This window comes from Achromobacter sp. 1011811831, assembly GCF_059760905.1.
In genome coordinates this window covers 215,604-227,604 of the sequence record NZ_JCBANG010000001.1, presented here as the reverse complement: position 1 = coordinate 227,604, position 12,001 = coordinate 215,604, and the positions used below count along the sequence as shown (strand labels likewise).

Genomic DNA, 12,001 nt, shown 5'->3' with positions numbered 1-12,001 from the left:
ACGCTGGCCCGCGCCTCGGCCGCGGCCGCCGCGCGCAAGCCGGCGGCCGAGTCCGCCAATCCCGCCGACGATGCCGAGGCGCTACGGCGCAGCCTGCGGTCCGTCACCCCGATCAAGCGCGACGCCCGCGTCGAGCACAAGCCCGTGGCGGCGCCCGCGCCGGCCCTGCGCCGCGCCAACGCGCTGGGCGAGACCCCGACCCGCGCCGACGCCGGCGTGTCCGACGGCGGCGAAGTCATCCATCTGCTGTCCGAGGGCGGCACCGCCTTCGTGCGCGGCGACGCCGCACCCGACACGGCGCGCAACCTGCGCCGTGGCCAGTGGCGCGCGGGCGCCGAACTCGACCTGCACGGCCTGCGGGTGGAGCAGGCCCGCCATGCCCTGCTGTCCTTCCTGGATGAATGCCAGGAACACGGCATCCGCTGCGTGCGCATCGTGCACGGCAAGGGCTACGGCTCGGAGGGACTGGAGCCGGTGCTCAAGGACAAGGCCCGCACCTGGCTGGTGCAGAAGAACGAGGTGCTGGCGTTTTCCGAGGCACCCGAGCGCGAAGGCGGCGCCGGCGCCCTGCTGGTGCTGCTGCGCCAGGCCGAGGGAGGACGCAAATGAAATGGCTGTACCTGGCCGTGGCCATCCTGGCCGAGATCGTCGCCACCAGCGCCCTGAAAAGCTCGGACGGCTTCACGCGGCTGCTGCCGTCGGTGGTGACGGTGTTCGGCTACGTGGTGGCGTTCTATTTCCTGTCGCTGACGCTGCGCGAGGTGCCGGTCGGCATCGCCTACGCGATCTGGTCGGGCGTAGGCATCGTGCTCATCTCCATCGTCGGCGCGCTGGTCTTCAAGCAGCACCTGGACGCGCCGGCAATGATCGGCATGGGCCTCATCATCGCCGGCGTGGTGGTGATGAACGTCTTCTCGAAGTCCGTTTCCCACTGAGCCCCACGCCAGCCTGCCCGCGCTAGTGTGCTGTCCCGTAGGTACGTGCGCATGACGAAATTCATCCATAGACGTCAGGGCTAGGCGCAAACCGCAGCGATACCCGTAGGTATCGCGAGGATTTGCAACGACGCCATGGCGGCTAGGGGTGGATTTCGTGCGGGCGTATCTGCGGGACAGCACACTAGCCGTTCCCGGCCGGTGGCGTGCCTCCGCCCGGCTGGCGCAGGTAGTCGACCAGCGCCAGCGTGGCCCGGTCGGGCGGCGGCGTCAGCAGCGACACCACGATGATGGTCAGGAAGGCCACCGGCGCGCCGAACACGCCAGCGGCGATGGGCTGGATGCCCCACCACAGCGTGATCGGCTCGCTGCGCGAGATGCCCAGCACCCATTCGCGCAGCCAGGGCTGGGTGTGCGTCATGTAGGAGAACGTGACCAGCAGCCCCGCCGCCATGCCCAGCGTCGCCCCCCACTTGTTCGCGCGACGCCAGAACACGCCCATGACCAACGCCGGGAAGAAGGACGAGGCGGCGAAGGAGAAGGCGGCGGACACCATGAACAGGATGTCGGCCGGCTTGCGCGCCGCGACCCAGGCCGCGCCGAACGCCACCGCCAGCAGCAGGATCTTGGACGCCATCACGCGCCGCGCCGCCGGCATGCGCGGCGATACCACCCGGTACCACATGTCGTGCGACAACGAGTTCGACAGGGTCAGCAGCAGGCCGTCGGCGGTGGACAGCGCGGCGGCCAGCCCGCCAGCGGCCACCAGCCCGGAAATCACATAGGGCAGCCCGCCAATCTCCGGCATGGCCAGCACCACCACGTCCGCCCCCATGCTGATCTCGCCCAGCTGCACGATGCCGTCGCGGTTGACGTCGGTCACGTCCAGCAGGTTGCTGTCGACCGCGCTCCAGGCGTGCACCCAGTTGGGCAGGCTGAGGAAGTTGGAGCCGACCACCTGCGTGTAGACCTCGTATTTCACCAGCAGGGCCAGCGCCGGCGCCATGAAATACAGCAGCAGGATGAACAGCAGGGACCAGCACACCGAGCGCCGCGCCTCGCTCACCGAGGGCGTGGTGTATGAGCGCATCAGGATGTGCGGCATGCCGGCGGTGCCCAGCATCAGGCACAGCACCAGCGCCAGGAAATTGGTGCGCATGTTGCTGCGCTCTTCCGCGTCCTTGGCCGGAAACGGCTCGGCATGCGGCGTGGGCGGCGCGGCGCGCGCCTCGAACAGGGCCCTGGACTGCGACCAGGCCGCGCGCGCCTCCTCGGCATTCGGCGGATAGGAGGCCAGTTCGCGCTCCAGCGAGCGGATCTCCACCATGGGCGCGTCGGAGGCGTTGAGCTGGGCCAGCCGGCTGCGCAGCTTGTCCTTCTCCAGCGTCCAGGACTCGGGCAGCGCGGCGATGCGCTGGCCCATCTCGTCGGCCCGCTCCTGCCAGATGCGCCGTACCTCGATCTCGCCGGTGTCGTTCAGCAGATAGCTTTCCTTCTCGGCCACCTGCTGCAGCACGATGCCGGCCGAGACCTGCGGCACCGGCGTGCCGGTGTGCTTGACCGACAGCCACACCACCGGCACCAGATAGGCGATCACCAGGATGATGTACTGCCCGACCTGGGTCCAGGTCACCGCCCGCATGCCGCCCAGGAAGGAACAGACCAGCATGCCGCCCAGCGCCACGAAGATGCCCAGTTCGAACGAGATGCCGGTCATGCGGGTGGTGATGATGCCCACGCCGTAGATCTGGGCGACCAGATAGGTGAAGGAACACAGGATGGCGCAGGCCACGCCGGCCAGGCGCGGCAGGTTGCCGCCGTAGCGCGCGCCCATGAAATCGGGGATGGTGTACTGGCCGAAGCGGCGCAGATAGGGCGCCAGCAGCATGGCCACCAGCACGTAGCCGCCGGTCCAGCCCATGATGTAGGCCAGCCCGCCGTAGCCGGTCAGGTACAGCGTGCCCGCCACGCCGATAAAGGACGCCACCGACATCCAGTCGGCCGCCGTGGCCATGCCGTTGTAGATGGCCGGCACGCGCCGTCCGGCGACGTAGTACTCGACCTGGTCAGAGGTGCGGCAGACGATGCCGATGCCGGCGTACAGGCTCACGGTCACCAGCAGGAAGACGTAGCCGATCCAGTTGCGCGGCATGCCCAGGATCTCGGCCAGCGCCATCAGCAGGATCAGCAGCGCGAAACCGGCCGTGTACAAGACATAGATGCGCCGCAGCCGCAAGCTGAATTCCTGCGGGGTGTCTCCGCTGAAGAACGGCATCAGCGGTCCCCCTCGCGCTCGGCGCGACGGTCGGCTCGATTCATCACCCCGGCGTAGACCGCGATGATGATCAGGTAGGCCAGCGGCGCGCCATAGGCCGCCATCCAGTACGAGAATGGCCAGTTGAGGAAGTCGAAGGACAGGCCGCGGGCGAAATACGAGGGAATGAAGGTCAGCCCGGCCCAGAGCGCGAGCAATAGCGCGATCAGCCGCAAGTTGCGGCGCCAATAGGGACTGGAGGGGAATGCGGGGGGAACGCGGGATTCGGGCATAGCGAGTTTTGACAACCTGGCCTGAATATCGCGAAACGCGGCGCCCGCCGCGCCGGAGCAAGCAATTCCGGACGCTTTAAGCGACAACGGCCGGCACTGCCTGGTGCCAGCCGTTGTGCGTTTTGCTTTTTTGAGTACTGCTTTACTTTTTTTATGTACCGGTGCCGCCGGTCTCGTGCCCATGATGCAGGGCTTGTCTCCTCACCTGCATGGGACGAGATTCTGCACCAGACGCGGGATTGTCACACTAGGGGAATGCCCTAATTCGGCGCATTCATTTACATATAACCGGCACCACAATGGTGCAAATCACCCAACCCGTCCCAACCCTTGGGATTTTTTCGGATGCCCGCGAGCCGGCGTCCGTTTACGGCCTTGCCGCAAGACCCGGTTTGCGGCGCCCTCCCCATCCTGGCGCCGCCGCGCCCGCATCCGGGCGCGCCTGGCTGCCACGCCCCGCCACGGGGCGGTCCGCGCCGGTTTTTATATCCCGTTTACACCCGCCAGCCAAAGCTATACCCCGTTTTTACCCCCCGCTCCGTAACCTGCCGCTGTCCTGATTGGTCATTGCGCCTGCGCGGCCCGCATCCCCTTTTGCCGCGCACGGCCCGACGCACGCAGGGAGCGACGCTCCCGGGAGGAAAGAACGTGGATGCCATCTATATCGCCATCTTCGCCGTCATGGCCGGGCTGACTTACGCCCTGCTGGGATTGTGCGCAGCCCTGTCTTCGGGAGACCAATCATGAGCTGGCTCTACTGGCTCAGCGGCCTGACCGCGGCCGCCCTGTTCGTGTACCTGTTGGTCGCCCTGTTCAAACCGGAGAAGTTCTGATGAACGCCCAATACATCGGACTGCTCGTGCTCTATCTGGCAGTCCTGCTCGCCCTCGCGCCATTTCTCGGGCGCTATATCCGCATCGCCATGGAGGACGGGCAGTCCCGCTGGACCGCCTGGGGCCGTCCGCTGGAACGCATCATCTACCGTTTGTCCGGCATCGATCCGCAGGCCGAGATGGGCTGGAAGCGCTACGCGCTGGCGGTGCTGGCCTTCAACATCCTCGGCATCATCGCCGTCTACGCATTGCAGCGCCTGCAAGGCATGCTGCCGCTGAACCCGGCCGGCATGGGTCCGGTATCGCCCGACTCCGCGCTGAACACCGCCATCAGCTTCGTCGCCAACACCAATTGGCAGGGCTATGGCGGCGAATCGACCATGAGCTACCTGACGCAGATGCTGGCGCTCACGGTGCAGAACTTCGTGTCGGCCGCGACCGGCATCGCCGTGCTGTTCGCGTTGATTCGCGGGCTGGCGCGCCATTGCAGCGCCACGCTGGGCAACTTCTGGACCGACATGGTCCGCAGCACGCTGTATGTGCTGCTGCCGCTGTCGCTGATCCTGGCCCTGGCGCTGGTCAGCCAGGGCGTGATCCAGAACTTCAGCCCCTATGTCGAGGCGCAGACCGTCGAAGCGCTGCACTACGACCAGCCGCGCGTGGACGCGCAGGGCCAGCCTGTGCTGGACGCGGCCGGCCAGCCGGTCACCGACCCGGCGGTCACGCAGACCCAGACCCTGGCGATGGGCCCGGTGGCCTCGCAGGAAGCCATCAAGCTGCTGGGCACCAACGGCGGCGGCTTCTTCAACGCCAACTCGGCTCATCCCTATGAGAACGCCACGCCGCTGGCGAACTTCCTGGAAATGCTGGCCATCCTGATCATCCCGGCCGCGCTGTGCTTCTCGTTCGGCGAGATGGTCGGCAGCCGCAAGCAGGGCATCGCGGTGCTGGCGGCGATGACGGCGCTGTTCGTCGCCTTCGCGATCAACGTCGGCTATTTCGAGCAACAGGCCAATCCGATGGCGACGCAGGCCGGCGCGGACAGCGCCCTATCGGCCTTCTCGCCCGGCGGCAACATGGAAGGCAAGGAAACCCGCTTCGGCATCGCCGCCACCTCGCTGTTCGCCACCGTGACCACCGCGGCGTCCTGCGGCGCGGTCAACGGCATGCATGACTCGTTCAACGCCATGGGCGGCGTGACGCCGATGCTGCAGATGCAGCTGGGCGAGGTGGTCTACGGCGGCGTCGGCTCCGGTCTGTACGGCATGCTGGCCTTCGCCGTCCTGGCGGTGTTCATCGCCGGCCTGATGATCGGCCGCACGCCGGAATACCTGGGCAAGAAGATCGAGGCCTACGACATGAAGATGGTGTCCATCGTCATCCTGGCCACGCCGCTGCTGGTGCTGGGCGGCACGGCGCTGGCCGTGTCGGTCAGCGCCGGCCAGGCGGGCGTGCTCAATCCGGGCATCCACGGTTTCTCGGAAATCCTGTACGCCCTGACCTCGGCGGCCAACAACAACGGCAGCGCCTTCGCCGGCCTGTCGGCCAACACGCCCTTCTACAACGTGCTGCTGGGCGCGGCGATGTGGTTCGGCCGCTTCGCCATCATCGTCGCCGTGCTGGCGATGGCCGGCTCGCTGGCCGCCAAGCGCCGCCTGCCCGCCGGCCCCGGCAGCATGCCGACCCACGGCCCGCTGTTCGTGGTGCTGCTGATCGGCGCCGTGCTGCTGGTGGGCGCGCTGACTTACGTGCCTGCACTGGCGCTTGGCCCCGTCGCCGAGCACCTGCTCCGCTAATGATGAAGCCCACCCCCGAAGCGCTGCGCGCTTCCCCCTCAAGGGGGCGCCGCTGCGGACCGGCAAAGCCGGATCCGCGGGTGACGCCCACCCCCGAAGCGCTACGCGCTTCCCCCTCAAGGGGGCACCGCTGCGGACCGGCAAAGCCGGATCCGCGCGGCCCCGCGAGGCGGCGAGCTTCTCCATGCTGCGGGTGGTTCGCCAGCGCCGCAGACAACTTGAACACCAACGGCTAGGAATGAAAATGGCCAAGATTGAAACTTCTACGACCGGCGCCGGAGGCGGCGCCGCCCGCGCCGCGTCCAGCGGCGCCCATGAACGCCAGTTCGGCATGTGGTCGAGCGCGCTGGTCGGTCCGGCGCTGCTGGACAGCCTGCGCAAGCTCTCGCCGGTCGCGCAGATGAAGAACCCCGTCATGTTCGTGGTCTACGTCGGCAGCATCCTGACCACGGTCCTTTGGATCATGGCGCTGCGCGGCCAGGCCGAGGCCCCGGCGGGCTTCATCCTGGCGATCACGGTGTGGCTCTGGTTCACCGTGCTGTTCGCCAACTTCGCCGAAGCCCTGGCCGAAGGCCGCGGCAAGCAGCAGGCCGCCACCTTGCGCGGCCTGCGCACCACCATAGCTGCGCGCCTGCTCAAGGGCTTCAAGGACGCCGACGCCAGCCGCGCCACGCCCGACGCCTGGCGCGGCCAGGCCGTCAGCCAGCCCTCCGGGCTGCTGCGCCGCGGCGACGTGGTGCTGGTCGAGGCCGGCGACACCATCCCCGGCGACGGCCAGGTGATCGCCGGCGTGGCGTCCGTCGACGAAAGCGCCATCACCGGCGAATCCGCGCCCGTGATCCGCGAATCCGGCGGCGACTTCTCGTCCGTCACCGGCGGCACGCGAGTGCTGTCGGACTGGATCTTCGTGCGTATCGCGGCCGATCCCGGCGAGAGCTTCCTGGACCGCATGATCTCCATGGTCGAAGGCGCCAAGCGCCAGAAGACGCCCAACGAACTGGCGCTGACCATCCTGCTGGTGGGCCTGACGGTGGTGTTCCTGCTGGTGGTGGTCACGCTGATGCCGTTCTCGATCTACGCGGTCTCGGCCGCCGGCGGCGGCACGGCGGTGACCGTGACGGTGCTGGTGGCGCTGCTGGTGTGCCTGATCCCGACCACCATCGGCGGCCTGCTCTCGGCCATCGGCGTGGCCGGCATGAGCCGCATGATGGGCGCCAACGTCATCGCCACCTCCGGCCGCGCGGTGGAAGCCGCCGGCGACGTGGACGTGCTGCTGCTGGACAAGACCGGCACCATCACCTTCGGCAACCGCCAGGCCTCCACTTTCCTGCCGGCGCCCGGCGTCTCGTCGCGCGAGCTGGCCGACGCCGCCCGCCTGGCCTCGCTGGCCGACGAAACGCCGGAGGGACGCAGCATCGTGGCGCTGGCCGACAAGGCCATCCACGCGCCCGCGCCGCACCTGACCGCCGCCGAATTCGTGCCCTTCACCGCCCAGTCGCGCATGAGCGGCGTGAACGTTGGCGAACGCATGATCCGCAAGGGCGCGGTCGACGCCGTGGCCGCCTGGCTCCAGGCGCAGGAAGCCTCCGTGCCCGACACGGTGCTGCGCCTGGCCGAGGATGTGGCGCGGCGCGGCAGCACGCCCCTGCTCGTCAGCGACGGCAACCGCGCATTGGGCGTGGTCGAGCTCAAGGACATCGTCAAGCCCGGCATCCAGTCGCGCTTCGCCGAGCTGCGCCGCATGGGCATCAAGACCGTGATGATCACCGGCGACAACAAGCTCACCGCCGCCTCCATCGCGGCCGAGGCCGGCGTGGACGACTTCCTGGCCGAGGCCACGCCGGAAGCCAAGCTCAAGCTGATCCGCGCCTACCAGGGCGAAGGCCGGCTGGTGGCCATGACCGGCGACGGGACCAACGACGCGCCGGCGCTGGCGCAGGCCGACGTCGCCGTGGCCATGAACTCGGGCACGCAGGCCGCCAAGGAAGCCGGCAACATGGTGGACCTGGACTCCAATCCCACCAAGCTGATCGAGATCGTCGAGATCGGCAAGCAGATGCTGATGACGCGCGGCGCGCTGACCACCTTCAGCGTGGCCAACGACGTGGCCAAGTACTTCGCCATCATCCCGGCCGCCTTCGCCACCGTCTATCCGCAGCTGAACGTGCTGAACATCATGGCGCTGACCACGCCGGCCTCGGCCATCCTGTCGGCCGTGATCTTCAACGCGCTGATCATCGTGGTGCTGATCCCGCTGGCGCTCAAGGGCGTGCGTTACCGGCCGCTGGGCGCCGCGGTGCTGCTGCGCCGCAACCTGCTGATCTATGGCCTGGGCGGCCTGCTGGTGCCCTTTGTCGGCATCAAGCTGGTCGACATGGTGCTGGCCGCGCTGGGCTGGGTCTGATCCGCAACACTAGGAGAATTTCATCATGAAGCAAGCCATCCATGCCCTGCCGCGCCAAGGCGGCATCCTGCGCCCGGCCCTGGTCGTGTTCGCCGCGCTGTCGCTGGTGACCGGCCTGGCCTATCCCTTCCTGACCAACGGCATCGCCGCCGCCGTCTTTCCGCACGAAGCCGCTGGCTCGCTGATCCGCGACGGCGACAAGGTGGTGGGCTCGGCGCTGATCGGCCAGTCCTTCAGCTCGCCGCAGTATTTCTGGAGCCGGCCGTCGGCCACCGCGCCCATGCCGTACAACGCGGCCGGCTCGGGCGGTTCGAACCTGGGTCCGCGCAATCCCGCGCTGGCCGAGGCGATCCAGGCCCGCATCGCCCTGCTCAAGGCCGCCGATCCGGAGAATCCGCTACCGGTCCCGGTGGACCTGGTCACCGCCTCGGGCAGCGGGCTGGACCCGCACATCAGCCCGGCGGCGGCGGTTTACCAGGCCGCGCGCGTGGCGCGCGCGCGCAACCTGCCGCGCGCAGAGGTCGACGCGCTGATCGCGGCGAACACCGAAAAGCCCTGGATCGGCCTGCTGGGCGATCCCGCCGTCAACGTGCTCAAGCTCAACCTGGCGCTGGACAAGCTGGCGCCCCGGCGCTGACGGCCCTGCGCCTGGGTATAGTATTGCCAGCCCTTTTCTCCTCGAAGCCGCGCGCCCATGGCCGATACCGCTGACGAGCGTCCCGATCCGGACGCGCTCCTGAAGACGCTGGACGACGCCGCGCGCCAGGCGGTGCGCGGCAAGCTGCGCGTCTATTTCGGCGCCTCGGCCGGCGTGGGCAAGACCTACGCCATGCTGGTCGCGGCGCGCGCCCAGGCCGCGCAGGGCGTGGACGTGCTGGCCGGCATCGTCGAAACCCATGGCCGTCGCGAAACCGCCGCCCTGCTGGACGGCATTCCGACGCTGCCGCTCAAGGACGTGGCCTATCGCGGCCATGTGCTCAAGGAGTTCGACCTAGACGGCGCGCTGGCGCGCCGTCCGGCGCTGGCGCTGGTGGACGAACTGGCGCACTCGAACGCGCCCGGCTCGCGCCATGCCAAGCGCTGGCAGGACATCGAGGAAATGCTGGCCGCCGGCATCGATGTCTGGACCACGCTGAACGTGCAGCACCTGGACAGCCTGAACGAGGCGGTAGGCAGCATCACCGGCGTGCGGGTCTGGGAAACCGTGCCCGACGAGGTCTTCGACGGCGCCGACGAAGTCATCCTGGTGGACCTGTCGGCCGACGAGCTGCTGCGCCGCCTGAAGGAAGGCAAGGTCTACCTGCCCGAGCAGGCGCGCCACGCCACCCGCAACTTCTTCCGCAAGGGCAACCTGATCGCGCTGCGCGAGCTGGCGCTGCGCCGCACCGCCGACCACGTGGACGACGATGTACAGGCCTACCGCCGCGACCGCGCGATCGAGCCGGTCTGGCGCACGCGCGAGGCCGTGGTCGCCTGCATCGGCGCCGACGAGGACGCCGAATACGTCATCCGCAGCGCCCACCGCCTGAGCCAGCAGCTGGAATGCGACCTGCACGTGGTGACGGTCGACACGGCGCGCGCCGCGCCCGCGCCGCAAAGCGCCCAGGAGCGGCTGCAGCGCGCGATGGCGCTGGCCGACACGCTGGGCGCGCGCGCCGAAACACTCGCCGGCGGCGACATGGTCGACGCCATGGTCCGCTACGTGCGCCGCCACAACATCACCAAGGCCGTCGTCGGCCGCACCCGCGCCAGCGGCCTGCTGCGGTTGCGGCTGTCGGCGTCCGCCCTGCTCAACGCTGCCCTGTCGCCGGGCTGGCTGTGGCGCCGCCACAGCTTCGCCGACATGCTGGCCGCCGGCTGCCCGGAGATCGACGTGATCCGGCTGGGCGCGCCGCCGCTGCCGGCCAGCGCCGCGCCGGGACGAGACCCGCTGACCCTGGGCCAGCGCGCTCGCCAGGCGGCCGACGAACGCGGCGGCCGCCCCCTGGCCGGCTACGCCTGGGCGCTGTGCTACTGCGCCATCGCCACGGCGCTGTCGGCGCTGGCCTTTCCGGCGCTGCATCAGACCAATATCGTCATGCTGTTCCTGCTGGCGGTGGTCGCGGTGGCCGTCAGGCACGGACGCGGGCCGGCGGCGCTGGCCTCGGTGGTCAGCGTGGGCCTGTTCGATTTCTTCTTCGTGCAGCCGCTGGCATCCTTCGCGGTGTCGGACGTGCAGTACCTGCTGACCTTCGGCGTGCTGCTGGCCGTGGGCCTGTTGATCGGCCAGCTCACCGCCGGACTGCGCCTGCAGGCCCAGGTCTCGGTCAAGCGCGAGGCCGACGCCCGCAGCCTGTATGAGTTCGCGCGCGAGCTGTCGTCGGCCTTGCTGCCCGAGCAGATCGTGGCATCGGCCGGCCTGTTCGTCCATGCCACCTTCGGCTCGCGCTGCGCGCTGTACATCCTGGGACTGGACGACCGGCTCAAGCTGGCCTCGCCCGCCGCCGACGACATGCCGCCGCTGGAATCAGCGCTGGCGCAGTGGGTCTATGACCATGGCCAGCCCGCCGGCGCCGGCACGGCCACCCTGTCCAACAGCGAGCTGCTCTACCTGCCTCTGAAGGCCCCCATGCGCACGCGCGGCGTCCTGGCGCTGGCAGCACCGCGCCGCAGCCTGTTCTCCAATCCCGAATCGCGGCGCCAGATCGAGGCCTACGCCACGCTGATCGCCATCGCGCTCGAGCGCCTGCATTATGTCGAAGTGGCGCAGCAGGCGCTGGTCAGCATGGAATCCGAGAAGCTGCGCAACTCGCTGCTGGCCGCCGTGTCGCACGACCTGCGCACGCCGCTGACCAGTCTGGTCGGCATGACCGATACCCTGGCGCGCCAGCAGGCGGCGCTGCCGGCCGATGTGCAGGACACCATCCGCGCGATGCGCGACCAGGCCCAGCGCATGCACGCGCTGGTGGCCAACCTGCTGGACATGGCCCGGCTGCAAAGCGGCGACACGCCGCTGCGGCTGGAATGGCAGTCGGTCGAGGAACTGGTGGGCGCGGCGCTGGCCGCCATGCGCGAGCCGCTGGCCGCGCACCAGGTGACGGTGTCCAGCCTGTCCCAGCTGCCGCTGGTGGAATGCGACGGCGTGCTGATCGAACGCGTGCTCTGCAATCTGCTGGAGAACGCGGCCAAGTACACGCCGGCCGGCAGCGCCATCCAGCTGGGCGCGACCGCGCAGGACAAGGAACTGCGCATCGCGGTCTGCGACAATGGCCCAGGCGTCGCCGCCGGCGCCGAGCGCCGGATTTTCCAGAAATTCACCCGCGGCGAACGCGAATCCGCCACGCCTGGCGTGGGCCTGGGCCTGGCGGTGTGCGAAGCCATCGTCACCGCCCACCATGGCCGCATCTGGGTCGAGCACGCGCCGGGCCGGCCCAGCGGCGCGCAATTCGTATTCACGCTGCCGCTGGGCGAACCGCCCGCCATCCAACCCGAAACTCCCTGAGTCCC

9 protein-coding genes are annotated in these 12,001 nt (G+C 69.0%); 7 read left to right on the top strand and 2 right to left on the bottom strand.

All coding sequences use genetic code 11. The features are described 5' to 3' along the window. The first annotated feature begins 3 nt into the window (after positions 1–3). Both AC6LJ9_RS00920 and AC6LJ9_RS00915 read left to right on the top strand, forming a co-directional pair. Positions 4–609 (top strand): Smr/MutS family protein, encoded by a 606-nt coding sequence (locus AC6LJ9_RS00920; RefSeq protein ID WP_498146139.1) that lies wholly within the window; start codon positions 4–6, stop codon positions 607–609. Next, positions 606–935 carry a DMT family transporter gene (locus tag AC6LJ9_RS00915; protein ID WP_498146136.1) on the top strand — a complete coding sequence of 110 codons (330 nt, stop codon included), beginning with the start codon at positions 606–608 and terminating at the stop codon, positions 933–935. The genes AC6LJ9_RS00920 and AC6LJ9_RS00915 overlap by 4 nt, the downstream gene beginning before the upstream one ends. A 184-nt stretch (positions 936–1,119) precedes the next feature. Here AC6LJ9_RS00915 and AC6LJ9_RS00910 read toward each other — a convergent pair whose 3' ends face one another. Together AC6LJ9_RS00910 and AC6LJ9_RS00905 are read right to left on the bottom strand one after the other, a co-directional pair. Then, positions 1,120–3,210 (bottom strand): sodium:solute symporter family protein, encoded by a 2,091-nt coding sequence (locus AC6LJ9_RS00910; RefSeq protein ID WP_498146135.1) that lies wholly within the window; start codon positions 3,208–3,210, stop codon positions 1,120–1,122. Beyond that, positions 3,210–3,482, bottom strand: a complete 273-nt coding sequence (locus AC6LJ9_RS00905) for a DUF4212 domain-containing protein (RefSeq protein WP_498146138.1) — start codon at positions 3,480–3,482, stop codon at positions 3,210–3,212. Before AC6LJ9_RS00905 ends, AC6LJ9_RS00910 begins: the two co-directional genes overlap by 1 nt. Positions 3,483–4,225: 743 nt before the next feature. On the opposite strand from AC6LJ9_RS00905, the gene kdpF reads away from it, so the two are divergent. The 5 genes from kdpF to AC6LJ9_RS00880 all read left to right on the top strand — a co-directional run bounded on the left by kdpF (position 4,226) and on the right by AC6LJ9_RS00880 (position 11,996). After that, the gene (kdpF, locus tag AC6LJ9_RS00900; protein WP_103272882.1) at positions 4,226–4,315 is read left to right on the top strand and encodes a K(+)-transporting ATPase subunit F; all 90 of its coding nucleotides are present in this window, start codon (positions 4,226–4,228) and stop codon (positions 4,313–4,315) included. Beyond that, positions 4,315–6,111: a potassium-transporting ATPase subunit KdpA gene (kdpA, locus tag AC6LJ9_RS00895; RefSeq protein ID WP_212314485.1), complete on the top strand. Its 1,797-nt coding sequence runs from the start codon at positions 4,315–4,317 to the stop codon at positions 6,109–6,111. Before kdpF ends, kdpA begins: the two co-directional genes overlap by 1 nt. Positions 6,112–6,349: 238 nt before the next feature. Next, positions 6,350–8,515, top strand: a complete 2,166-nt coding sequence (gene kdpB / locus AC6LJ9_RS00890; RefSeq protein ID WP_498146134.1) for a potassium-transporting ATPase subunit KdpB — start codon at positions 6,350–6,352, stop codon at positions 8,513–8,515. A 25-nt stretch (positions 8,516–8,540) separates the two neighbouring features. Continuing rightward, positions 8,541–9,152: a potassium-transporting ATPase subunit KdpC gene (gene kdpC / locus AC6LJ9_RS00885; RefSeq protein WP_498146133.1), complete on the top strand. Its 612-nt coding sequence runs from the start codon at positions 8,541–8,543 to the stop codon at positions 9,150–9,152. Positions 9,153–9,209: 57 nt separating this feature from the next. Continuing rightward, positions 9,210–11,996, top strand: coding sequence for a DUF4118 domain-containing protein (locus AC6LJ9_RS00880; protein WP_498146132.1), 2,787 nt, complete (start codon positions 9,210–9,212; stop codon positions 11,994–11,996). Positions 11,997–12,001: the final 5 nt, after the last annotated feature.